Consider the following 24118-nt stretch of genomic DNA (forward strand, 5'->3'; position numbering starts at 1 on the left):
GGCAGTTCGCCGCCTGCTCACCACTCCTTACTCCTTTGAAGGGCACCGCCATGACCACGTCCGCCAAACCCCTCTCCGTCGCTGTGATCGGCGCCGGAATGGCCGGCCGCAGTCACGCTGCCGGATACCGCAACGTCAACACGGTCTTCGGGGCAGGTCTGCCGCCCGTCCGGCTGGCCGCGATCGCCGATGCCAACATCGCACTCGGCGAGGACGCCGCCCGCCGCTACGGCTACGAGAAGGCGCTGCCCAGCTGGGAGGCCGTCGCCGAGGACCCGACGATCGACGCGGTCTCCATCGTCGTAGGAAATGATCTGCACCGTCCGATCGCGGAGGCGCTGATCGCTGCCGGAAAGCATGTGCTGTGCGAGAAGCCGTTGGCCGGGTCGCTCGAAGAAGCCCGTGCCATGGCCGAGTTGGAGCAAAGTGCCGAGGTGGTGACGGCCGTCGGGTACTCCTTCCGGCGTTCGCCCGGCATCGCCGCAATCCGTGAGCATGTGCGTGCCGGTGAGCTGGGTGATCCGACGTTGTTCAGCGGCCGTTACTGGTGCGACTACGCGACCGACCCGAACGGGCCGCTGAGTTGGCGGTTCAAGGGCGGCGCCGGTTCCGGTGCGCTCGGGGACATCGGTTCGCACATCATCGACACCGCCGAGTACGTCGCCGGGCCCATCATCTCGGTCTCCGGTGCCTCGTTGTCGACGCAGATCACCAAGCGGCCGCTGCCGCTGGGCGCGCTCGTCGGGCACAACGCCGCTCCCGTCTCCGACGAGGTGGGCGAGGTCGAGAACGAGGACACCGCGTCCTTCACGGCCCGTTTCGAGTCCGGTCTGGTCGGCACCTTCTCGGTGACCCGCACCGGCTTCGGCCTGCCCAACGGGCTCGCCTTCGACGTTCTGGGCGCGGGCGGGCGGGCCGCGTTCGACCAGCATCGGCCCGCCGAGTACCTCTTCGACGATGCGCAGCCGGCGGGCCGTACGCGCGGGGCCCGGCAGGTCATCGTCGGCCCGCAGCTGCCGTACTTCGCGGGCGGTGTCCCGATGGAGGCGCCGGGTGTGGGCGCCTCCAACGCCGACCACTTCACCTACCAGGCCCGGGCCTTCCTCGACCAGGTCGCGGGGGTCGCCGAGCCGTTGTCGGCCTGCGCCACTTTCGCCGACGCGCTGCGGACCATGGAGATCATCCGCGCGGTCGTCAAGTCCTCCCTGGGCGGTGGCGCCGCCGTACAGGTTCCGCCCGCGGTCTGACCCTCACGTATCAAGGAGCACCCTCATGGCCCTCAAGCTCGGCGCCTACACCGCCTGTCTGCACGACCGCACCCTCACCGAGGCGCTCGACATCCTCAAGGAGAACGGCCTGACCTCCGTCGAGGTCAACACCGGCGGCTTCATCCCCGCCCCGCACTGCCCGGTCGACCTGCTGCTGTCCTCGGCCACCGCGCGGGAGGAGTACCTGGCCACCTTCGCGGACCGCGGGATGGAGCTCACCGGCCTCAACTGCAACGGCAACCCGCTCAACCCGCTCCCGGGTGTCGGCCCCAAGCACGCCGACGACCTGCGTCGCACGATCCGCCTCGCGGGCCTGCTCGGTGTGAAGCACGTCGTGACCATGTCCGGTACGCCGGGTTCGGACCCGGATGCCAAGTACCCCTCATGGGTCGTGAACCCATGGGACGGCGTGTACATGGACGTCCTGGACTACCAGTGGGGTGTGGCCGTCGAGTTCTGGAAGGAGATCGACGCGCTGGCCCGGGAGAACGACGTCCGGGTGGCCGTCGAGATGCATCCGCACAACCTGGTGTTCTCACCGGTCACCCTGAAGCGGCTCGTCGACGCGACAGGCGCGACGAACGTCGGTGCCGAGATGGACCCCTCCCACCTGATGTGGCAGGGCATGGACGTCATCGCCTCCACCAAGTGGCTCGGTCCGCTGGTCTTCCACGCCGCCGCCAAGGACGCGACGCTCTGCCCGGGCGCCGACATCCGCGGCGTGCTCGACACGTCGTTCACCCGCGTGCCGGCCGACGCGCCCGGCAAGGTGCCCACGGGGTACGGCTTCTGGTGCAACGCCTGGCCGGAGAACCCGGCTTGGAAGTTCGTCGCGGTCGGGCTCGGCAACGACGTCCCCTTCTGGACCGAGTTCCTGCGCGCCCTCGCCGAGATCGACCCGCACATGGCCGTCAACATCGAGCACGAGGACGCCGCCTACTCGCAGACGGAAGGGCTTGCCCTGGCCGCCAAGAACCTGCACAGCGCCGCGGCGGCCCTCTGAACGTCCGCTGATGGGACGTCCCGCGCCCACCGATCGACGGGGGCGGGCTTCCTGAAGTCATCGGTGCTGCAGCCGGGCTTGGCGCGGGACGGTGCCGAACCTGCCGGTGTGGAAGTCGCGGAACGCCTGGTCTATCACGGCCCGGGTGTTCATGACCATGGGCCCGCCCATCGCGACGGGCTGTCGGATGGGTGGGCCGCTGAAGGTCAGGACCTCGCTGGTGACGGCGACGCCCGAGAAGGGGATGGCGGGCAGGCGCCGGGCCCGTCGCCGGGGATTGCACGGGCCGGCGCCCGCCTTCAGCTGGATTCGCGCACGACCAGCCGGCACGGCACGGTGTGCGCGCCAGGCCGGGGCTCGGTGTCGATGGCCCGCAACAGTTCCAGGGCCGCGATCCGGCCGATCTCGGAGAGGTTCATGTCGATGGTGGTGAGGGGCGGGCGACTGGCCAGGGCCATGGTGTCCCAGTTGTCATAGCCGACGACGGCCATGTCTCCCGGCACCGCCACCCCGCGCTCACGCAGGGCGTCCGTCACGCCCCGGGCGATCTGGTCGTTGCCGCAGAAGAAGGCGTCCGTGTCCGGCGCTGTGCGCAGCACCGCCTCGGTGGCCCGGCGGCCCCACGCCTCGCTCCACTCGCCGTGATGGATTCGCCCGGTGGACGGTTCCAGCGCGGCGGCCTGCAGCTGTTCCACCGCGTGCCGGGCCCGCTCGCGGGCGGCGGCGTGGTGCTGCGGGCCGGTGACGTGAGCGATCCGGGTACGTCCGGTGGCCACGAGATGCTCGACCGCCAGGCGTGCGCCGCCGCGGTCGTCGGTGACGACAGAGGTGTCGGTCGGGTCGGTGGAGGGGGACAGGGCGTAGACGACCGGGATGCCCTCCACGCCGGGCAACGGCGGCCGGGGATCGGTGCGACGGCCGGTGACGATGATTCCGTCCACCCGGCGGTCCATGAGGTTCTGCAGATGGTGCTGCTCCCGGATGGCGTCGCCCCGCGTGTCGCACAGCAGGACGGAGATCTTCCCCGCCCCGAGCGCGTCCTCGGCGCCCAGCAGCACCGGGGTGCTGAAGCGGCCGATGCCGTCCGTGGTCATGAGGCCGACCGTCCAGCTGCGGCCGCTGTGCAGGCTCTGGGCGTGCTGGTTGGGGCTGAATCCGAGCTGCGCGACCGCGTCCAGCACTCGTTGCCGGGTCTCGGTCCGCATGCGTCCGGCGCCGTTGAGCGCCTTGGACGCCGTTCCGACGCTGACGCCGGCGAGGGCGGCGACGTCGGCGAGCCGGGCCCGCCCGGCCGGAGGAGAGTCTGGAGCAGCAGGAGTCACGGGCAAACCTTTTCCTGGATGAGTCAGACGCCGACATCGTGACAGGCGCAGGGGCGTTGCGCCAGTCCGGGGAAAAGGTGAGAAAAGTCCTGGCGTAAGTCTTGACCTGTCAGGTGGTCTGCCCTCTACATTCTCGGCGAGAAAACGATTGCTCAAAACGGGTTCCAGGTAGTCGGTCACCCGCCTTCGATGCTCCTCGTGCACGGGGAGCGGGCCTTGGCGAAGGCCGCCCGTCACGGCCGTACGCCGGTCTCGTCCCACCACTCACCACCGGAGAGCCATGCCCCGCACACGCTCCGACCTGCCCGCGACGGGACCGGTCCGACTCGGCCCGGACAGCCGGGCCGCACTGCGCCCCGCCGCTGTCGGCATCGATACGGGGTTCTGGCAGGCCCGCCGTGCGAGCAACGCGCATGTCTCCATCCCGCAGGGACCGGCACTGCTGGAGGCCGCCGGAAACCTGCACAACCTGAGGCTGGCGGCCGGCACGGCCGCGGGCGAGTTCCAGGGCGCCTATCCCTTCGTGGACACGGACGTCTACAAGTGGCTGGAGGCGGCCGCCTGGCAGCTCGCCCAGGCCCCGGACGGAGACCTGGCCTCGGACGGAGACCAGGCCCCGGACGATGACCTCGCCGCCGAGGTCGGCCGGATCGTCGCCCTGGTCGCCGGCGCCCAGCAGCCCGACGGCTACCTCAACACCTGGTTCCAGCTGGTCAAGGGCGGCGAGCGCTACAAGGACCTGCGCTGGGGCCATGAGCTGTACTGCGCGGGCCACCTCATCCAGGCGGCCGTGGCCCACCACCGGGCCACCGGCAGCGGCGAACTCCTCGACGTGGCACGGAAGTTCGCGGACCACGTCGACTCCGTCTTCGGGCCGCCCGGCAGCGGCAAGCCCATCGACGGCATCGACGGCCACCCCGAGGTCGAGACCGCCCTGGTCGAGCTGTACCGGGAGACCGGCGAGCGCCGTTACCTCGACCTGGCCGCTTACTTCGTCGACCGCTACGGCCACGGGCTGCTCGGCGGCGAGGCCTACTGCCAGGACCGGGTCCCGCTGCGCGAGGCGACGAACGTCGAGGGCCACGCCGTACGACAGCTCTACCTGCTGGCCGCCGCGGCCGACCTGGCCACCGAGAACGGCGACGCCGAACTCCGCACCGCCGCCGAGCGGTTGTGGCAGGCCATGACCACCACCAAGACCCACCTCACCGGCGGCCTCGGCGCCCACCACGAGGAGGAGGACTTCGGCGACCCGTACGAACTGCCCAACGAACGCGCCTACTGCGAGACCTGTGCCGCCATCGCCTCGATCCAGTGGAGCTGGCGCATGGCCCTGCTCACCGGCGAGGCCCGCTACTCCGACCTGATCGAACGCACCCTCTACAACGGCTTCCTCGCCGGGGTGTCGCTGGACGGCGAGCGCTGGCTGTACGTCAACCCGCTCCAGGTCCGCGACGGCCACACCGACCCCGGTGGCGACCAGTCGGCCCGCCGCACCCGCTGGTTCCGCTGCGCCTGCTGCCCGCCCAACGTCATGCGCCTCCTGGCGAGCCTGGAGCACTACCTGGCCAGCAGCGACGACAACGGCCTGCAGATCCACCAGTACGTCTCCGGGCGCTACGCCAGCGACCTGGCCGTCATCAGGGCCGAGACCGACTACCCCTGGCACGGCACGATCGCCCTCACCGTCGAGGAGACTCCGGCGGAGCCCTGGACGCTCTCCCTGCGTATCCCGCAGTGGTGCCGGGAGTTCCGGGTGCGGTGCGGGCAGGAGACGTACGAGGGTTCCGTGGCCGACGGCTGGCTGCGGCTCGAGCGGACCTGGTCGCCCGGAGACCAGGTCGTCCTCGAACTCCCCCTGGAGCCGCGCCTCACCGCCGCAGACCCCCGCGTGGACGCCGTACGCGGCTGCGTGGCCATCGAACGCGGACCCCTCGTCTACTGCCTGGAAGGGGTCGACCACCCCGGCGGCGGCCTGGACGACATCGTCGTCGACACCACCCGCCCACTCGCCGTGAAGCACCGCCCGGACCTGCTCGGCGGCGTCACCACGGTCGTGGCGGCGGGCAGCCGGCGGCACCTCCCGGACGTGGGCTGGTGGCCGTACGCCCCAGTCGACGAGTCGCCCGACTCCTCCCAACAGGACGGCGAGCCCGTCGAGTTGACCGCCGTCCCCTACTACGCCTGGGCCAACCGCGAGGACGGCAGCATGCGCGTCTGGCTGCCCACCTCCTGAAGCCCCTTGCCTTCCCCTCTTCCACGACAACGAGGTCACCCCGTGATACCCACCCGCCGCACACTCCTGGCCGCGCTCGCCGCCGTCGGCACCCTCGCCTCCCTCACCGCCTGCTCAGGCGGCTCCGACGACGGGTCGGGCTCCACCGACGCGTCCGGAGGGACGTACACCTTCTGGGACCCGTACCCGCAGTTCGACGCCTCCTCCCCGTGGGGCAAGCTCGTCACCGACTGCGGGACGAAGGCCGGGGTGACCGTCAAGCGCACCGGGTACGACACCACAGACCTGGGCAACAAGGCGCTGCTGGCGGCCCAGCAGGGCAACGCGCCCGACGTGATGCTGGTGGACAACCCGGTCGTCTCCACGCTCGTCGAGGCGGGGATCCTCAACAAGACGAGCGACCTGGGCCTCGACACCAAGTCGATCCAGAAGAACATCATCGGCGCGGGCACGATCGACGACGCCTCCTACGGCGTCCCGATCGGCGCCAACACGCTCGCCCTTTACTACAACAAGAAGGTCCTGACGGCGGCGGGCGTAGACCCGGCCTCCATCAAGGACTGGAAGACCCTCACCGCGGCCCTGAACAAGGTCAAGGCGGCCGGCAAGAAGGGCATCACCTTCTCCGCGATCAACACGGAGGAGGGCAGCTTCCAGTTCCTGCCCTGGTTCTGGGGGGCGGGCGGCGATCTGACAAAGCTCAACTCCGACAAGGGAGTTGCCGCGCTCTCGCTGTGGAAGGGATGGGTGGACGACGGACTGGCCCCCAAGGACGTCCTCCAGAACACCCAGACCACCAGCTGGCAGGAGTTCGCCACCGGCGACTACGCGTTCGGCGAGAACGGCACCTGGCAGCTCGGCAACGCCGACAAGGCCGGCTTCGACTACGGCGTCATCAACATCCCCGCGCAGAACGGCGGTTCGGCGCCGGTGCCCACGGGCGGCGAGTTCGTCACCGTCCCCGTGCAGAAGGACACCGCCCGCTACGACATCAGCAAGAAGATCGTCGAGTGTCTGACCAACGACACCAACCTGCTGGCCACGGACACGACCCTGACGTACATCGCCCCGACGGCGGCCGTGCAGGCCAAGCAGGTGGCGGCGAACCCGAAGCTCGAGCCGTGGGTGAGCGCGGTCGCCGCGGCCCGTGGCCGCACCAGCGGCGGTCTCGGTTCGAAGTACCCGACCATCTCGCAGCCGATGTGGACCGCCGTCCAGTCGGCCCTGTCCGGCGGCAAGAGCCCCAAGGACGCCCTGGACACGGCCCAGTCGAGCGCCGAGAAGGGCTAGGCCTCCGCCATGACCATCGCCCGAGTCGACCGCCCGCGGCGGGCCGGGACCGTGTCGAAGGCGAGCGGTACGGGTGGCACCGGCTCCCTGCCGCTCCGGCGCCGACAGCGGCGCCGGAGCCGGCTGACCGCCCTCGCCTTCGTCACCCCGCTGCTCGCCTACCTCGCCGCGTTCTACGTCTATCCCCTCTACCGCAACCTCGACCTGAGCCTGCGCGACTACACCGTCCGGTCGTTCGTGTCGGGGGACGCGCCGTTCTCCGGCTGGGACAACTTCCAGAAGGTGCTGGACGACCCGACGTTCGGCCCGGCGATGCGCCACACCATGATCTTCACCTTCGTGTCGATCGCCTTCCAATACGCCATCGGCCTCGCCCTCGCGGTCTTCTTCAACCGGCACTTCCGCCTGGCCCCGACCCTCCGCGCCCTGTTCCTCATCCCCTGGCTGCTGCCACTGATCGTGTCGGCGTCCTCGTGGTCGTGGATGCTCAACAGCGAGTCGGGCGTGGTGAACTACTTCCTCCACTTCTTCGGCGTGGACCCGGTGGGCTGGCTCACCTCGCCGGACTGGGCGCTCACCTCGGTGATCATCGCCAACATCTGGATCGGCATCCCGTTCAACCTGGTCATCCTCTACAGCGGACTGCAGAACATCCCCGGCGAGCTGTACGAGGCCGCGTCCCTCGACGGGGCGAGTGCCTGGCAGCAGTTCCGCCGGATCACCTTCCCGCTGCTGCGGCCGGTGTCGGCGATCACCCTGCTCCTCGGTCTCGTGTACACCCTCAAGGTGTTCGACCTGATCTGGATCATGACCAAGGGCGGCCCGGGTGACGCCTCCTCCACCCTGGCGACCTGGTCGTACCAGCTGGGCTTCGGCTCCCTGCTGCCCAAGTTCGGGCCGGGGGCGGCGGTCGGCAACATCCTCATCCTCATCGCCCTCGTGTTCGGCCTGCTGTACATCCGCGTCCAGTCCGGCCAGAGGAGGCAGGAGACGTGAAGTCACCTACCGGTTCCCGCCGTTACACCCTCATCGGGCTCCTGCTGACGGCCCTGATGCTGTTCCCGGTGTACTGGATGCTCAACGTGTCCCTCACCCCGCAGCAGGACATGCGCAAGACCCCGCCCGACCTTTTCCCGCTGCACCCCACCTTCGAGGGCTACCGGGCCGTCCTCGACGATCAGATGCCCTACCTCGGTACCAGCCTGCTCATCGGCCTCGGCACGGTCGCCCTCACCCTCGTCCTGGCCGCCCCGGCCGGCTACGCGCTGGCGAAACTCCGCCCGTTCGGCGGAGGCGCCCTCGGCCTGGTCCTGCTGATCGCGCAGATGATCCCCGGCATCGTCATGGCGATGGGCTTCTACGGCATCTTCCTCGATCTCGGGCTGCTCAACTCCTGGTGGGGCCTGATCGTCGCGGACTCCACCATCGCCGTGCCCTTCGGCGTCATGATCTTCACCGCGTTCATGTCGGGCATCCCCGGCGAGCTCATCGCCGCCTCCCGCATCGACGGCGCCGGGACCTTCCGCACCTTCTGGTCGATCGTTTTGCCGGTGAGCCGCAACGCCCTCGTCACCGTCTCGCTCTTCAGCTTCCTGTGGGCCTGGTCCGACTTCGTCTTCGCCAACACCCTGGACGGCGGAGGCGACTGGAGGCCGATCACCCTCGGCATCTACAAGTACATCGGCAACAACAACCAGGAGTGGAACGCGATCATGGCCACCGCCGTCGTCGCCTCCGTCCCCGCAGCGGTCCTGCTGGTCCTCGCTCAGCGCTACGTGGCCGCGGGTGTGACCGCGGGCGCGGTGAAGGACTGAACCGCGCAGACCTCCAATCCCATCCCCTCCGTTGAGGAGAACCCCTGTCATGAGCCGCACAAGACCCCCCACGCCCGGTCGTCTGACCGCCGCCCTCGGCGCCGCCGCACTGACCGTCACGGCACTCGCCCTCACCGTGCCGTCCGCCGAGGCGGTCCCCACCTCCGCCACCACCCTGGTCGTCAACGCCAACCAGACCCTGCGCCCGGTCACCCACGTCGCTACCGGCAGCCTCTACGGCCTCGCCGACGGGACCACCCCCGCCGACAGCGTGGTCCAGGCGCTCAAGCCGAACACCTTCGTGCAAATGGCCCCGGGCGGCAGCCAGCTGCCCAACGGCGAGCCGAAGCCCGCCGGCGACGCGCTCGTCGTAGCGCCCAAGGCGGCACGCGCGGGCGCCAAGGTGGTCGTCCGCATGCCGGACTGGTATCCGAACTTCCCCTACAAGTGGGTGAGTTGGGCCGACTGGCTGTCCGCCGTCGACAAGCAGGTCGCCTCCGTGCAGTCCTCCGGCGCCACCAACATCAGCGCGTACGAGCTCTGGAACGAGCCCGACTGGACCTGGGACACCACCAACGCGGGAACCTTCAACGCGGGTTGGGCACGCACGTACAAGGAGGTCCGCGCCAAGGACACCACGACCCCCATCCAGGGCCCGAGCTACTCGGCGTGGAACCAGTCCTGGATGAGCTCGTTCCTCACCGACGCCAAGGCGAGCGGCACCGTCCCCGACGTGATCGCCTGGCATGAGCTCCAGGGCAGCCGGGACATCGCCGCGCACGTCTCCGCGTACCGCGCGATGGAGAGCAGCCTCGGCATCAGCGCGCGGCCGATCTCCATCGAGGAGTACGGCACGCCCGCCGAGATGGGCAACTCCGGCGCCCTCATCGGCTATGCCGCCAAGTTCGAGCGGACCGGTGTCCGGGACGCCGAACTCGCCTTCTGGAACCACTACGGTACCCTCGGCGACACCCTGACCGACACCGGCGGCTCGCCGAACGGCTCGTACTGGACATACAAGTGGTACGGCGACATGTCGGGGAACATGCTCGTCACCACGCCTCCCGCACAGACCGGCATCGACGGCATCGCCTCCCGCAACAGCGCGGGCAACCAGATCAGCGTCGTCGCCGGCGGCTGCACGGGATCCTGCGCCGTGACGGTCAACGGCCTCTCGTCCCTGTCGGCCTTCGGGAGCACGGTCCACGTCAAGGTGGAGTACAGCCCGGGCACCGGTCGCACCACGGCGTCCCCGGGCCCGATCACCATCTCGGACGCCGACTACACGGTGTCCGGCGGCTCCGTCACCGTACCGGTGACGATGAACGCCACCGACGGCTACCACGTGGTCGTCACCCCCAGCGGCACCAACACCTCACTCGCCGGGCGCTACCAGATCACCAACAAGAACAGCGGTCTCGCCCTGGACACCCTGAACGCGGGCACCGCTCAGGGCACTTCGGTCGTCCAGGCCACATCCACCACCGGCACCGACCAGAACTGGACGCTGGTGGCGGCCGGTTCGGGCCTCTACAAGATCGTGAACCAGAAGAGCGGGCTGGTACTGGGCATCAACACCATGAGCACGGCCGACGGCGGCACGGCCCTGATCTGGGGTGACAACGGCACCGCCGACCACCTCTGGCAGGTCATCCCGGCCCGCGACGGCTACTACAAGATCGCCAACTACAACAGCGGCCTGCTCCTCGGCGTGCAGGACATGAACACGTCCTCCGGCGCCCAGGTCCTCCAGTGGACCGACAACGGCACCGCGGACCACCTCTGGAAACTGACCGCGCGCTGACCCACGGACGTCCGCGTCCCTGGCCGATGTCGGCGGCCGGGGACGCAGGCACGGGGCCACGGAACTCCGTGACCGGGTCAGTCCTTGCGGTCGGGGCGATGCGCCCAGGGCGGCAAATCCGCCGACCCCGACCACGGCGAGGGGGTAACGGCAGGACGAGGACCACCGGAACTGGTCACTCGGCACCCTTGCGGCCGGCGGCTGAGCCGGAAGTGACCACACCCGGCTGGACGGAAAAGTCACAGTGGTCCCTGCCGGGCCGCGCAGCCGCAGCGCTGGACGCCATCCGAGCGACAGCGCCCGGAGCTGGCGACTGGTCCTTGCGCAACGGCTCGTCCTGCAGCGGGGCCGGACGCTACTGGCGGGCCCCGGGTGGGAAGACGATCACTCTCCGGAGTGGGTGCGCCGTGACGGGCACTTCGGCAGCGCATTGACATCTGCGTTGTTGACGTCGCCCCGTCACTCAGAAGTGATCGTCATGGCGCGAGCGTTGACGGTCACGCCGATCAGCCGGCCAATTTTACGGCGAGCGACGCCTGTTGGAAGACCTGACCAGTCGTGACCGGTGTCTCGGCCGGAGTGGCGATTCCCGACGCCGTCAACCGCGGCGGCTACAGCCGTCGCCCCGAGCGAGGCCATCGCTGGGGTGCCCTCCGACTTGCACCCCCGCGGTGATCCGCCCCACACTCCCGCTGGTCGCACGCTCGCGACCACGGACGAGGTGCTGGACTGCTCGAGCGGCCCCGGTGTACGTGCGTCACGCCAGGGCGATCGAGTCCCCGCTCACGGTGATCTGCTCCGCGGGCAGCGCCTTGGTCGCGGGACCCTTCTTCACGCTTCCGTCCGCCACCGAGAACTCGCTCTTATGGCACGGACAGACGATGACGCCGTTGGCGATGCTGGCCACCGCACAGCCCTGGTGTGTGCACTTGGACGAGAACGCCTTGTAGGTGCCCGCCGTCGGCTGGGTGACCACCACGCCCTGGTCCTTGAAAATCTTGCCGCCGCCCTCCGGGATGTCGGAGGTCTTGGCGAAGGCCGTGCCGCCGGAGCCGGACGAGGCGCTGCTGCTCGCATCGCCGCCGCTCGCATTGGCGCCGGCCTGAGTGTTCGAGGAGGAGGAGTCGGAGGACCCGTCGTCCGATCCGCACGCGGTCAGCGCGACGGCGAGCCCCGCTGCTCCGACCGCCGCCACGATGGTACGGCGGGCCGGTGCTCCGGTGGGCTGAAGTGATTCGCTGGTCATGCTGAGGTTCCCTTCGCTGGCACATTTCGTAGATCTGTCCATGGGGCACAGGCGCCGATCGCCTGTGGTTCAGACCGTGTCGAGATCTTGACCTGTTCAAGTCCAGGGGTGAGTAAAAGCGCGCTGTCGCCTTGCTGTCGATTTGGATGTCGGCATCCGTTCCCCGGGGTGTTGTCTGCGCCCACCAACACCCCAGCAACTGGGGCGATGCTCAAGGAAGTCACCGCGACCCGCCGGGCGGCTCGCTGCCGGGGCTCGTGGAGAGCGACGACGGGCATGCTGCCCATCACCTCGGCAAGGCCGTGGGCGCGGAGGCGGGCTGCGGTGAGCTTGTCGATCTCGGCGATCTCCTTGCTCAGCTCCAACACTTCCTTCGCCAGGGTGTGGACCACCCGCGCGCTGACCGTGTCCCCGGGCAGGGCGGTGTGCTGACGTTCGGTCGCCCCGAGCGCGGCTGCGGCCAAGGCGTCGCGGCAGCGGACCTTGCGGTTGCGCAGCCATGCTTCCAGCCGCCTGGGGCCGATTCCGACGCAGCGCGACCGGGGTCAGGTAGCCGCTCAGCAAGACAGTGGGACGAGATTGCCCAGATCCAGGGCACGCTCCAAGACTGGGAGGATGCCGGCGGGTTGCCCGCCCCTACGGTTGATCTTCCGGATGCGGTCGGTGACGAGATCGGCCCGGCGATTGGTGAGCACCCGCAGCGGAGTACCGACGTGGCCGCACCGGGCAGGGGGCGGGCGACGAGGCGCCGTTCGAACAGGGCTGGCAGGACAAGGCGGGCGACACCCTTCGTCACATCCGAATGTGAGACGGGGCCGTCGGCTGGACAGACCCCAGACTCGCGTCGCGGCGGCGACCGCCTCCGCCGGGCTGTCGGCCGCGGCGGCCCGGTGAAATAAGGCTGGTGATGCGGGTGGTGGAGCATGGCAAGATCCTTGGCATGTGAGCGGTTGACGGCCTCCAGGGACGGCGTGTCCCATCGCCCCCAATAGGCGACTCACCGCGCCGTCGGCACCTCGGGGATGAGCCGGAACCGGAGCTCAGGATCGTTGGGGCGGGTCATCAGCGGCGCCTTGCCGGTCGCCGTACTTCTCGGCGAGTCCGCGGAAGCGCCAGATGGCGGCGGCGCAGAGCCAGGAGGCCGCGAAGATGGCGACCACGATGTAGCCGAGCAGTTCGAAGTGGTCGGCGAGGGAGGCGTAGGCGGTGACGAGTGTCCCGGCTCCGGTGGCGTCGGCGACGAGCCCCGCGACGTAGACGCTGGCGATGAACGCGGCCACGGCCACGGTCATGCCGGTGGTGGCGATGTTGTAGTAGAGCCTTCGTGCGGGGCTGCGGTACGCCCACGAGTACAGGCGGGTCATCAGCATGCTGTCGGCGGTGTCGAAGGCGCTCATTCCCGCGGCGAAGAGCAGCGGGAGGGAGAGGACGGCGAGGGTCGGCAGGCCGGACCCGTGGGCGGCGGCGCTGGCGGACAGGGCGAGCAGGGTGATCTCGCTGGCGGTTTCCAGACCGAGGCCGAAGAGAATGCCGACCGGGTACATGTGCCATGACGAACGGATCAGTCCGCGGGCGCGGTGGCCGAGGAGACGATTCATCAGGCCTCGGTTGAGCAGCTGCTGCTCGAGCTCGTTCGGGTCGAGCCCACCCTGCGTCATACGCCGCCACAGGGCAACGATGCCGGTCAGCACCATGAGGTTGAGCACGGCGACGAGCAGCAGGAACACCATGGCCACGATCTGCGAGACCAGGCCTCCGACGTGGCGGAAGGTGTCGATGCCCGTACCGGCGGCGCCTGCGGCGAGGGCGACGACGAAGGCGAGGGCGAGGACCACGGTCGAGTGGCCCATGGCGAAGAAGAAGCCCACGCCGACGGGTCTGCGTCCGCGTTGCATCATCAGTCGGGTGGTGTCGTCGATTGCTGCGATGTGGTCGGCGTCGAAGGCGTGCCGCATGCCGAGTGTGTAGGCGAGGGTTCCGGCTCCGGCGAACGCCCCGGCGCCGGCCGGGCCGCGGGCGTAGAAGAGGTACAGGCTCCATCCGATGACGTGCAGGGCGGCGATGACGCCGACGATGCCCGTGATGCGCAGCCGCTCGGCGCGGGTCCATCGGCCGGCGGTGATGGTCGTTGTGGTCACACACACATCCTTGGCAGGGGCACCGCGCGGTGCCGTCGTCAGCAGTGAGAGGGGGCGGGGCCGGCCGCACCCGCCGGTCGTGAGCCATTGGCGGGTGCGGCTCTGGCGGACGGCCGGAACGGACGTTCTGGGTGGTCCGGGCCTTGATGCGGGTTACGCCCCGAGCAGGGCACGCATCTCGTCGTCGGCGACCAGGTCGTGATCGACCAGTACGCCTTCGAGCGCCGCGAGCCAGTGCTCGTAGTACTGCCAACTGCCCTGCTCGGTCGCTGAGGTGGCCTCCCATGCACCGATGGCGGCGATGAGTCGCTGCTGGAACGCGTCCCAGGGGTAGTGGCCGAACTCCGACAGGGCGACGGCGACGCCGAACGCCCTGCGCTGCCAGTCGGCGTCGAAGGTGGGCGCGTTCATGTCGGTGACGCAGGTGTCGTGCAGGGGCGGAGTGGGCGTGGTGGTGGCGGTGGCCTCCATGGGATTCCCTTTTCTGTGGTGTCCGGGTGCGGCTCAGGCGGCGGGTGAGGGAACCGCGGCGATGCCGATCATCGATTCGGTGGTGACCAGGGCGGCGAGTTCCTCCTCGGTCATGTCGTCGGTTCCGGAGGGCCGCTGCGGAACGACGAACCAGCGGGAATGACCGCTGCTGTCCCACACCCGCAGTTCGACGGACGGGTCGAGGTCCAGGCCGGTCTCCTTGAGCACCACACGGGGCTCCCGGGCCGCGCGGGCACGGAAGGTCGGGTCCTTGTACCAGTACGGCGGGAGGCCGAGCACGGGCCAGGGGAAACAGGAGCACAGGGTGCAGATGACCAGGTTGTGCACGCCGGGGGTGTTGGCCACGGCCTGCAGGTGTTCGCCTTCGGCGCCGTCCATGCCGATGGGGAGGTCGAGTTCCGCGACGGCAGCCGGTGTGTCCTTGACGAGTCGTTCCGCGAACTCCGGGTCGGTCCAGGCACGGGCGACGATCTTGGCTCCGTTGAGCGGCGTCATGTCGGTCTCGAAGTAGCCGAGGACTTTGTCGACCGTGGCGTCGGTGATCACGCCCTTTTCGATGAGCAGGGCTTCCAGCGCCCGCACGCGGGCGGCGCTGCGGGCTTCGCGGTCCTCGGGGTAGTCGAACTGCACGGTCACTGCTGTTCCTCCGTCGCGTGGGTGAGGTAGACCTGGTAGAGCTCGCCGTAGAGCACGGCGCCGGGTTCGGCGAGTTCTCCCCAGAGGTCGGTCGGTTCGAAGCGGACGGCGTAGACGGGCATCGGCGCTCCGATGCCGTCGGGGCCGGTGGAGCAGAAGTAGCCGTAGTTGCCGTCGAAGACGCGCTCCACGGTGCCGGTGCGGCCGCGCAGGTTGCCCGGCAGCCGGGTGTGTTCGGTGGGCGGCACGTCCGTGACGGTCACCCGGTCGCCGACGGCGAAAGCCGGGGACTCGGCCGGACCCTGGCGGGGGGAGTCGCCCTCGCGCAGGTAGCGGATGACCTGGTCGTCGATGCGTTCGTCCCCGCCCTCGGGCAGGTCGAGTCCCGGCTCCTGGAGGTACTCCGCGGCCTTCGCGTCCAGCTCCTCCGCGGTGATGTAGCCCTGGGAGACGAAGAACCCGCCGATGCCGCCGAGCCACTTCTCGTAGTAGCGGTACTGGAAGTAGGCGAAGGGGTGCATGGCCTCGGCGCCCTTGCGCAGGTCCGCCCAGGTCCAGACGGAGGAGAAGGCGGTGGGCACGTCGTCGATCGGGTACTGGGGCACAGCGTCGCCGAGGTGGGCGCTCAGTCCCATCATCGCGACGTGGATGCCGAAGATGCGCTGCTCCCAGTCCTCGACGAAGACGCGGGGCTCGTAGGCGACGGGGCCGAGGTTTTCCAGGCCTCCGAGATGGTGCTGAAGTTTCATGACTGCCCTTCCGGGGTCGGCTCGGCGGCCGGGCGTGCGGTCATCGCGGCTCCCCAGTACTCCGAGGCGATGCCGAACACCGAGCCCAGCACCATGGACAGCGCCGCGACGAGCGCCGGGTTGCTGATGGACGCGGTGGTGATGTCGTGGCCGGTGGCGGCCACGGTGCCGACCGTGGAGGCGAATCCCCACACGATGGCCGGGAGTTTCGAGAGCAGGGGGATCTTCGACGCCTGCACCATGGCGGCGCTGCCGACACCCACGGCGATGGCTGCGATGGCGGTGCCACCGCCCAGCGCGTGGATGACCAACAGCGTGAGCGAGGCGATGACAATGCCGGTCAGGTTCGAGGCGATCGACCTCGCCATGCCGTCGGTGCCGGCTCCGAGAATGAAGAAGGAGGCCCAGGCAATGAAGATGACCCAGACCGGAACGGTCAGGACGGTTGCGGTCATCAGCGTGGCGACTCCGCCGAGTACGCCGATGCTGATCGACAAAGCATTTAGCTGGCGCATGGCCAAACCACTCCTCTGGCGCCGGGGTTCTCACGGCCGGCGGAATTCGTGCCCGAACACGGGCAGGTGATAATTGGCCCGTTGAGGGGCAGAAGAGAATGGGAATCCAAGGCGCGGAAATTTCGCGCGCAGGCTTGGTTGCTGGTGCCGAATCCGGTACTTCGCGTTATTCGATTCGGACGTGGACAGGTGTACTTCTTCGGCTTCTGCTGCCGAATATGTCCTGGCAGGGAGCCCCTCGGTGAGACATCAATAGGTTCCGGCTACCGTGTTTCACGCAAGTTAACGGTGGCTGAATAAATGATGTCCTGAATTGACAGCGGTGGCTTTACCGTGTGAACGCATGAAAAGCCGCCCAGGCCTGTCGGTGAGGCCATGGGAGGCTGCGAAGTCGATATGAGCACTGGACCAATCAGGTCTCTGTGCGGTTAGTATTCCCCACCCGGTATTTCCGGGAACCCGGATACCCGGCCAGGTGATTTGCTTGGCTTCTACGTTCCCGCCTGGAGGGGGCAGGGGCCAAGGGCTGCAACGGACACACGAGCCACGATTTCGGACACGAGGGCAAGCCTCGCTCCACTGAGGAGGTCGGAGTATGAACCGGAGTATCGCGGCCGCGGACCACGGCGCCGAGCGGACCATGGTCTTCGTCCTGTACGACAAGGTGACGCTGCAGGACGTGGCGGCGCCGCTGGAGATCTTCGCCCGGGCCAACGACTTCGGGGCCCGCTACCGGGTGCTGCTGATCTCGCCCACGGGGCAACCGGTCGGGACCACCGCCTTCACCCGGCTGAGCGCGGACATTCCCATGACCGACGCTCCCGACTCCATTGACACCCTCCTGGTGCCGGGAGGTGTACCGGCCGACTTCACGTTCGCTTCGGGCACGCACGACATTCCGGAGGAGCTGACCCCGGACACGGTCCCCGAGGCACTGACGATGGTCCAGGAGCTGGCGCCCCGGGCATCGCGGATCGCCTCCGTCTGTACCGGGGCCTTCGTGCTGGCTGCCCTCGGGCTGTTGGACGGACGCCGAGCGACGACCCACTGGGCGCACTGCGCGCGACTCGCTCGGGAGTACCCCCGTATCAAGGTGGATCTGGACGCCCTCTTCGTCCAGGACGGCCCCTTCGTCACCGGTGCCGGCATCAGCGCGGGCACCGACATGGCCCTGGCCATCGTCGAGAACGACTACGGCACCGACGTCGCCCGCAGGGTCGCCCGGTGGATGGTTGTCTTCCTGCAACGCCCGGGCGGCCAGGCCCAGTTCAGTGTCTGGTCCGAGGCGGGCGCCCCGACCACGCGCGGCCTGCGCAAGGTCCTGGACGCAGTGGTCCTCGACCCGGCCGCAGACCATTCGACTGCCGCGATGGCCGCCCGCGTCGCGGTGAGCGAACGTCACCTGGGGCGGATGTTCCGCGACGAGGTGGGCATGACGCCGGCCCGCTACGTGGAGCAGACCCGGCTCGAGGCGGCCAAGCTTCTCCTGGTGAGCGGCGATGAGAGCCAGGAGTCCGTCGCACGGCGCGCCGGCTTCGGCTCCCCGGAGACGATGAGACGGATCTTCCGCCGCAACCTCGGAGTCTCGCCGGGCGGCTACCGCAGCCGGTTCCGTACCACCGGCATCGACCGCCAGGAGACAGAGCCCGACGAGGATGACTGATCCGGTGATGTCCTTCCCCCCCGCGTGCTCCGGCAACGGCGTCGACCTTCCCGGAAGCGCGCCGCTTCACGGAATCCGGGAGGCCATGAGCTGCGAACCGGACCGGGCTGCCGCTCTTGAGCCGGGGGCGTTCGGGATCGCCGTGGCTCGGGCGGGCGGTCGAGGGGCTGTAGCCGGAGCCGGGCAGCTGACCAGGCCGTGAAGACGGTCCGTTGAGTTGTGACAGGAACGGCGTCGGGTCGGAGTGCAGATTGATGCGGTGGTCGCGGACGACCAGGAGCTGGTGCAGGCCGGGTCCGCCTGATCCCGGACGCGTGGCGTTTGATCCGGTGGGCGTGCGACAGCAGGAGACCACCACGAGCCTTGATCGTCTGCCGCGGGTGATCGACGGGCACTCGCACGACACACGCGAGGCGGTGCGTCTCCTCCTGGAAGCGCAGGATTTCACGGCTGCCACGGACATCTCCGCGCTGCCCCGGCGCGAAGTCTTCCGGCTGCGCTGCGGCTCGGCCAAGTTTGACGCGCACCGGATGCGCGCCCGGTCAGTTGCCAGGCCATGTCGTTGTGGAGCATGTACAGGATGCCTTGCAGGCACAGCCGGTCCGCCACCTGCCGTGGCTCCGGCGACCGCTCCGGCCAGGGCGGCAGCGCAGCGTTCGTGGGAGGCCGAAAACCGGCGACGTGTGTACCGATTTGCCTGACCTGCCTGATCAATTCAAGCCGTTGGCTTGAGGCTTGCATGACAAGAACGCGTCCGCGGTGTCACTCTGCTCCGGGAATTCACAGCTCCCTTACAGGTTCATCACGCGGCTCAGCCGTGCTTCCTCCACCCCCCACCTCCTTCCACCCGCATGCCGTGCAGCGCTCCGGACCGGCCCACCCCGCCGATCCGTCTCGTCCACGGCCCCCACCACGGGTCGGCCGTCGTACCGAAGGAGAACCCCCCTTGCCCCTGCGACAGAACGCCCTCGTGCGCCCCAGACGCCTCACCGCCCTCGCTCTGGCGGCCGTGGGCTCCCTGCTCGCCCTGGCCGTCCCGGACTCCGCCACCGCGGCACCGGCGCACCCGGCACGCGCGAAGATCGCCGCCACGCCTCGGGCCGACGCCGCCCAGACCCCGCTGTCCCCCGCTCGCCGCACCGCCCTGATCAGAAGCGCCCAGTCCGAGGCGGCCGGTACCGCGCAGCGCATCGGCCTCGGCGCCAAGGAGAAGCTCGTCGTCAAGGACGTCATCAGGGACGCCGACGGCACCACGCACACCCGCTACGAGCGCACCTATGCCGGGTTGCCCGTCCTGGGCGGCGACTTGGTCGTACACGACGACAGCGGCCGTACGACCGTCACCAAGGCCAACGCGGCGCAGCTGTCGGTGCCCTCGCTCAGCCCGAAGATCACAACCGCAGGCGCCACCGCCAAGGCCCTTACCGCCTCGAAGCAGGATCAAGTCAGGGGCGCCAAGGTGGCCGACGCCTCCCGTCTGGTCGTCTGGGCCGGAACCGGCAAGCCCGTGCTGGCCTGGGAAACCGTCGTGGAAGGCGTCCAGCGGGACGGCACGCCCAGCGAGCTCCAGGTCGTCACCGACGCCGCCACCGGCAAGCAACTCCTGGCTGCCGAGAAGGTGCACACCGGCACCGGCACCGGCCAGTACGTGGGCACGGTCCCGCTCGGCACCACCCCGTCCGGGCCGACGTACCAGCTCGCAGACCCCGACCGCGCCGGGCACCGGACGTACGACCTGGGCCAGGGCACCTCGGGCACCGGCACCCTGTTCACAGACGACAACGATGTCTGGGGCGACGGTCTGCCGTCCAACCGCCAGACCGCAGGTGTCGACGTGGCCTTCGGCGCCGCGGCCACCTGGGACTTCTACAAGGAGGCCTACGGCCGCAACGGGATCCGCAACGACGGCGTCGCCGCCTACAGCCGCGCTCACTACGGCAGCAACTACGTCAACGCCTTCTGGCAGGACTCCTGCTTCTGCATGACGTACGGCGACGGCTCGGGCAACACCCACCCCCTGACAGCGCTCGACGTCGCCGCCCACGAGATGAGCCACGGCGTCACCGCCGCCACCGCTGGCCTGGTCTACTCGGGCGAGTCCGGCGGCCTGAACGAGGCGACCTCCGACATCTTCGCGGCGGCCGTCGAGTTCCACGCGAACCTCGCAGCCGACCCCGGTGACTACCTCGTCGGCGAGAAGATCGACATCAACGGCGACGGCACCCCCCTGCGTTACATGGACAAACCCTCCAAGGACGGCTCCTCCCGCGACAGTTGGAGCTCCACCCTGGGCAGTGTCGACGTCCACTACTCCTCCGGTCCGGCGAACCACTTCTTCTACCTGCTCTCCGAGGGCAGCGGCGCCAAGACCGTCAACGGTGTCTCGTACGACAGCCCGACCTACGACGGTCAGGCCGTCAGCGGCATCGGCATCGAGAACGCGGCCGCGATCTGGTACCGGGCGCTGACGACGTACATGACCTCGACAACGAACTATTCCGGCGCCCGCACCGCCACCCTGGCGGCCGCCGCCGACCTGTTCGGCGCCTACAGCCCGACCTACCTCGCCGTGGCCGACGCCTGGGCCGCGATCAACGTCGGCAACCGCATCGCCCTCGGCGTGAACGTCGCCCCGGTGGCCGACCAGATCAGCGGCGTCAACCAGGTCGTCAGCCTGCAGTTGGACGCCTACACCACCAACACCGGAGCCTCGCTGACCTACGAGGCCACCGGCCTGCCGGACGGTCTGACCATCAGCCCGGACGGTCTGATCAGCGGCACCCCGACCACGCTCGGCACGGGCGACATCACGATCAAGGTGACCGACAGCACGGGAGCGACCGCCTCGGTCACCTTCAGCTGGCAGATCGCCTACGTCTACGCCAACGCCTCCCGCGTGGACATCCCCGACAACGGGGCCGCCGTGGAGTCCCCGGTGACCATCACAGGCCGCGACGGCAACGCCTCCGCGACCACCAAGGTCTACGTCAACATCGTCCACACCTACCGCGGTGACCTGACCGTCGACCTCGTCGGCCCCGACGGCACCGTCTACTCCCTGCTCAACCGCAGCGGAGGCTCCGCCGACAACGTCGACCAGACCTTCACGGTCGACGCCTCCACGCAACCGCTCAACGGCACATGGAAGCTGCGCGTACAGGACCGGGCGTCCATCGACGTCGGATACATCGCCCGCTGGCAGCTGACACCCTGACCCGGCGCCCTCGCCGCCCGGGCCCCTCGGGACCCGGGCGGCGAGGGCGGAACACCAGCACGAGCGAGGCGGCGTCGAACGGTTCCCGCGCGTTTGTCAGGGCTCCGAGCGGAGGATCATCCCTCCGTCGACAGGAATGTTCAGAACATCTGCGACAGAGTGCAGGGCGGCTCCCAGCGGGAGGCTGACCCGGGAATGGGCGAGCTGGTCACCGCGGGTGGGATCCCGGTTGATGATGAGGACGCGCTTGCCCGCCTGAGCGGCTTGGCGGACGAACCTGAGCCCGGACATCACCGTGAGCGAGGAGCCCAGAACCAGCAGCGTGTTCGCCTCACGGACCAACTGGCGGCAGTACTCGATCCGTTGCGCGGGCACGGTCTCGCCGAAAAACACCACATCGGGCTTGAGTATGCCGCCACAGTCCGTACAGGGCAGGACACGAAAGTCGGCGACCTGTTCATCGGACAGGTCGGCGTCACCGTCGGGGTTGATTCCCGCGGCCACCGGCTCGAAGGCCGCATTGGCCTCTTCCAGCCGTACGGAGAGGTCCTGGCGTGAGGTGATGGCGTCGCAGTCCAGACACCGAACTCTTGCCAGGCCCCCATGCAGCTCCACGACCCCCTCGGTGCCGGCGGCCTGATGGAGACCGTCGACGTTCTGGGTGATCACTCCCGAGAGCAGACCGTGCTGAACGAACGCGGCGACGGCCTGGTGCCCCGCATTGGGACGAGCCCGGCCGAAGGTACGCCACCCGAGATGACTGCGTGCCCAGTATCTTCGCCGTGCCTGGGCGGAGGCCGTGAAGTCCTGGTACGTCATCGGCGTGTGCCGACTCAGACTTCCGCCTTCGCCCCGGTAGGCGGGAATGCCCGACTCCGTGGACATGCCCGCCCCGCTGAGCACCAGCACCCTGCCGGCACTCAGCGCATCGACCACCGGCTGGAGGTCGGAGGTACCCGGCGGCAGGTCCGGGGGAGGGGACCAGTGAAGTGTGGGACGCGTCCGCATGCGTGCAAGGGTACGAAACCGGGCCCGCTTGGCCCCGAACTTTGCAGGTCGCTGACTCGGATGACCTGGCCACTACCCCACAGCTCACCTGCCGGCGGGGACAGAGCCCGCATCGCCGTGACGACTTGCCTGACCGCGGCCTCGCCGCCACCGAAGACACCGGCATGGACGAGGATGCCACCGTCGGCCGACACCGCGAGCCCGGCATGGGCCTGCCGCAGGTCGAATCGCCGGTCCGTCAGGCCCGTAGCCGATGAGCGGGTATTGCTCGTCCTGGTCCTGCTCTGGGTGGGCGCCATGAACCGGCACGGCTGCCCGAAGTTCGAGTGCTGGGCATCGACGAGACCCGGCGCGGTGGCAACTGCCGGGAGCGGAATCTCGACAAGGGGAAGTGCAGCCGGCACGGGACCGCTGGCACGCCGGATTCGTCGACGCACACGGCACCGGTGTGCTCGGCCAGGTCGAGGGCCGCACCGTCGCCGATGTCCTGCCCCTGGTCGCGGCAGGCGGCGGCCACCTCGTCCAGGTGCCAGGCCATCTCGCCGACGACAGTGCGGCGCGGGCCGCGGGCCGCGGGCCTCGGCGGTCCCGTCCAGTTTTCCGAACGCCACAGTGTCCGGAATGATCCTGAGCTGCATGTTCGCGTGGCGGCCACATACGGATGGACGAGTAACGAGGGCCGGAGACCGGAAACGGCCGCAGGCCGGACCGGCGAGACGCCGGCCCGGTCCGCGTCGGCCCTCTCAGAGGCCGCTGCCGCTGTCCATAATCACCGAGACCTCACCCTTGACCCGCTCGATGAGTTTGTCCAGGAACCGCAGGATCCCCACTCGCGCGCAGTCAGGTCGATGTTCGGGGGCTGTGTCAGACGGGCAGCTGGTTGAGTTTGCGGATCTGCTGGTCGAAGACGCGGGCGGGGACGAGGCGACGGGCTTTGCTGACGCGTGAGGCCACGGGGCCGGCGGTGTAGCGCAGGTTCGGCTTCTTGTCGGTGGCTGCCTCGACGATCACCTTGGCGACGACGGCGGGGTCGTCGCCGTTCTCTATTCCCGCCGCGATGCTCTCGTCGAAGACGCGCCGCCGCCGCTCCGCGTACAGAGGCAGCGGGGTGTCGGGCTGGGAGACGTTGGTGTCGAAGCCCGTCTTGGTGAAGGCGGGCTGGACGAGGAGGACCCGGACGCCGTGCTCGCGGACCTCGTGGTCCAGCGATTCGGAGTAGCCCTCGATCGCGTGCTTCGTCGCGACGTAAAGGGCCATGAAGGGCTGGGGGGTGACCCCGAGGATGGACGAGATGTTGACGACCCGTCCGCTTCCCTGGGCGCGCATGTGCGGCAGGACGGCCCTGGTCATACGGAAGACGCCGAAGACATTGACGTTGAAGATGCTTTGGGCCTGGGCGAGGGAGTTCTCCTCGACGGCACCGGCCGAACCCATACCGGCGTTGTTGACGAGGACGTCGATCCGCCCGAACCGGTCGATCACCTCTCCGACCGCAGCGGTGGCCGACTCGTCACTGGCCACGTCGAGATCGAGGTACGTCACCCCGGCGGGCGGGGTGAGCCCGGAGGTCTTGCGGCCGGTGCCGATCACTTCGAAACCCGCCGTGACGAAGGCGCGGGCCGCCTCCTTGCCGATCCCCGATGAGGCGCCTGTCACGAGCGCCACCGGCCGAGTTGTTGCCATCATGAACTCCTTGAAGCATTGGATTGCGACCGTTTGT

At 69.1% G+C, this 24118-nt stretch carries 21 protein-coding genes; 10 read left to right on the plus strand and 11 right to left on the minus strand.

Annotated features, from left to right (window positions below; genetic code table 11):
* Positions 1-50: 50 nt before the first annotated feature.
* Both RNB18_RS03985 and RNB18_RS03990 read left to right on the plus strand, forming a co-directional pair.
* Positions 51-1247 carry a Gfo/Idh/MocA family protein gene (locus RNB18_RS03985; RefSeq protein WP_311712726.1) on the plus strand — a complete coding sequence of 399 codons (1197 nt, stop codon included), beginning with the start codon at positions 51-53 and terminating at the stop codon, positions 1245-1247.
* A gap of 25 nt (positions 1248-1272) precedes the next feature.
* Entirely contained in the window at positions 1273-2271 is a 999-nt protein-coding gene (locus tag RNB18_RS03990) for a sugar phosphate isomerase/epimerase family protein (RefSeq protein WP_311712727.1), read from the plus strand.
* A gap of 57 nt (positions 2272-2328) precedes the next feature.
* Here the strand turns inward: RNB18_RS03990 and RNB18_RS03995 are convergent, their stop codons facing one another.
* Together RNB18_RS03995 and RNB18_RS04000 are read right to left on the minus strand one after the other, a co-directional pair.
* Positions 2329-2601, minus strand: a complete 273-nt coding sequence (locus tag RNB18_RS03995) for a pirin-like C-terminal cupin domain-containing protein (RefSeq protein WP_311712728.1) — start codon at positions 2599-2601, stop codon at positions 2329-2331.
* Positions 2571-3593 (minus strand): LacI family DNA-binding transcriptional regulator, encoded by a 1023-nt coding sequence (locus RNB18_RS04000; RefSeq protein WP_311712730.1) that lies wholly within the window; start codon positions 3591-3593, stop codon positions 2571-2573. Before RNB18_RS04000 ends, RNB18_RS03995 begins: the two co-directional genes overlap by 31 nt.
* A gap of 280 nt (positions 3594-3873) precedes the next feature.
* On the opposite strand from RNB18_RS04000, the gene RNB18_RS04005 reads away from it, so the two are divergent.
* The 5 genes from RNB18_RS04005 to RNB18_RS04025 are packed head-to-tail and all read left to right on the plus strand — an operon-like array spanning position 3874 to position 10737.
* Positions 3874-5829, plus strand: a complete 1956-nt coding sequence (locus tag RNB18_RS04005) for a glycoside hydrolase family 127 protein (RefSeq protein WP_311712731.1) — start codon at positions 3874-3876, stop codon at positions 5827-5829.
* Positions 5830-5871: 42 nt separating this feature from the next.
* Positions 5872-7119 carry a sugar ABC transporter substrate-binding protein gene (locus RNB18_RS04010; protein WP_311712732.1) on the plus strand — a complete coding sequence of 416 codons (1248 nt, stop codon included), beginning with the start codon at positions 5872-5874 and terminating at the stop codon, positions 7117-7119.
* A gap of 9 nt (positions 7120-7128) precedes the next feature.
* Positions 7129-8115, plus strand: a complete 987-nt coding sequence (locus tag RNB18_RS04015; RefSeq protein WP_059203652.1) for a carbohydrate ABC transporter permease — start codon at positions 7129-7131, stop codon at positions 8113-8115.
* The gene (locus RNB18_RS04020) at positions 8112-8933 is read left to right on the plus strand and encodes a carbohydrate ABC transporter permease (protein WP_311712733.1); all 822 of its coding nucleotides are present in this window, start codon (positions 8112-8114) and stop codon (positions 8931-8933) included. Before RNB18_RS04015 ends, RNB18_RS04020 begins: the two co-directional genes overlap by 4 nt.
* Positions 8934-8982: 49 nt before the next feature.
* Complete coding sequence (locus tag RNB18_RS04025; protein ID WP_311712734.1) at positions 8983-10737, plus strand: RICIN domain-containing protein; 1755 nt, start codon at positions 8983-8985, stop codon at positions 10735-10737.
* A 757-nt stretch (positions 10738-11494) separates the two neighbouring features.
* Here the strand turns inward: RNB18_RS04025 and RNB18_RS04030 are convergent.
* From RNB18_RS04030 to RNB18_RS04060, 7 genes are all read right to left on the minus strand, one after another.
* On the minus strand, positions 11495-11983 hold the full coding sequence (locus tag RNB18_RS04030) for a Rieske (2Fe-2S) protein (RefSeq protein ID WP_311712735.1): 489 nt from the start codon (positions 11981-11983) through the stop codon (positions 11495-11497).
* Complete coding sequence (locus RNB18_RS04035; protein ID WP_311712736.1) at positions 11980-12447, minus strand: hypothetical protein; 468 nt, start codon at positions 12445-12447, stop codon at positions 11980-11982. Before RNB18_RS04035 ends, RNB18_RS04030 begins: the two co-directional genes overlap by 4 nt.
* A gap of 576 nt (positions 12448-13023) precedes the next feature.
* Positions 13024-14121: a HoxN/HupN/NixA family nickel/cobalt transporter gene (locus tag RNB18_RS04040; RefSeq protein ID WP_311712737.1), complete on the minus strand. Its 1098-nt coding sequence runs from the start codon at positions 14119-14121 to the stop codon at positions 13024-13026.
* A 153-nt stretch (positions 14122-14274) separates the two neighbouring features.
* Entirely contained in the window at positions 14275-14592 is a 318-nt protein-coding gene (locus tag RNB18_RS04045) for a nitrile hydratase accessory protein (protein WP_311712738.1), read from the minus strand.
* A gap of 33 nt (positions 14593-14625) precedes the next feature.
* Positions 14626-15249: a nitrile hydratase subunit alpha gene (gene nthA, locus RNB18_RS04050; RefSeq protein WP_311712739.1), complete on the minus strand. Its 624-nt coding sequence runs from the start codon at positions 15247-15249 to the stop codon at positions 14626-14628.
* Positions 15246-15998, minus strand: coding sequence for a nitrile hydratase subunit beta (nthB, locus tag RNB18_RS04055; RefSeq protein WP_311712740.1), 753 nt, complete (start codon positions 15996-15998; stop codon positions 15246-15248). The genes nthA and nthB overlap by 4 nt, the downstream gene beginning before the upstream one ends.
* Complete coding sequence (locus RNB18_RS04060; RefSeq protein ID WP_311713016.1) at positions 15995-16513, minus strand: DUF1097 domain-containing protein; 519 nt, start codon at positions 16511-16513, stop codon at positions 15995-15997. The genes nthB and RNB18_RS04060 overlap by 4 nt, the downstream gene beginning before the upstream one ends.
* 595 nt (positions 16514-17108) lie before the next feature.
* Between RNB18_RS04060 and RNB18_RS04065 the strand changes: the two genes are divergently transcribed.
* From RNB18_RS04065 to RNB18_RS04070, 3 genes are all read left to right on the plus strand, one after another.
* The gene (locus tag RNB18_RS04065) at positions 17109-18176 is read left to right on the plus strand and encodes a GlxA family transcriptional regulator (protein WP_311712741.1); all 1068 of its coding nucleotides are present in this window, start codon (positions 17109-17111) and stop codon (positions 18174-18176) included.
* A 254-nt stretch (positions 18177-18430) separates the two neighbouring features.
* Positions 18431-18877 (plus strand): DUF6042 family protein, encoded by a 447-nt coding sequence (locus RNB18_RS53600; protein WP_394817579.1) that lies wholly within the window; start codon positions 18431-18433, stop codon positions 18875-18877.
* A 245-nt stretch (positions 18878-19122) separates the two neighbouring features.
* Positions 19123-21390 (plus strand): M4 family metallopeptidase, encoded by a 2268-nt coding sequence (locus RNB18_RS04070; protein WP_311712742.1) that lies wholly within the window; start codon positions 19123-19125, stop codon positions 21388-21390.
* 96 nt (positions 21391-21486) lie between these two features.
* On the opposite strand, the gene RNB18_RS04075 is transcribed toward RNB18_RS04070, so the two are convergent.
* Together RNB18_RS04075 and RNB18_RS04080 are read right to left on the minus strand one after the other, a co-directional pair.
* A complete protein-coding gene (locus tag RNB18_RS04075; protein WP_311712743.1) occupies positions 21487-22398 on the minus strand; it encodes an NAD-dependent protein deacetylase in 912 nt (303 codons plus the stop codon).
* An 864-nt stretch (positions 22399-23262) separates the two neighbouring features.
* The gene (locus tag RNB18_RS04080) at positions 23263-24081 is read right to left on the minus strand and encodes an oxidoreductase (protein ID WP_311713017.1); all 819 of its coding nucleotides are present in this window, start codon (positions 24079-24081) and stop codon (positions 23263-23265) included.
* Between the last annotated feature and the right edge of the window lie 37 nt (positions 24082-24118).

This window comes from Streptomyces doebereineriae (assembly GCF_031845645.1).
GTDB classification, from domain to species: domain Bacteria; phylum Actinomycetota; class Actinomycetes; order Streptomycetales; family Streptomycetaceae; genus Streptomyces; species Streptomyces canus.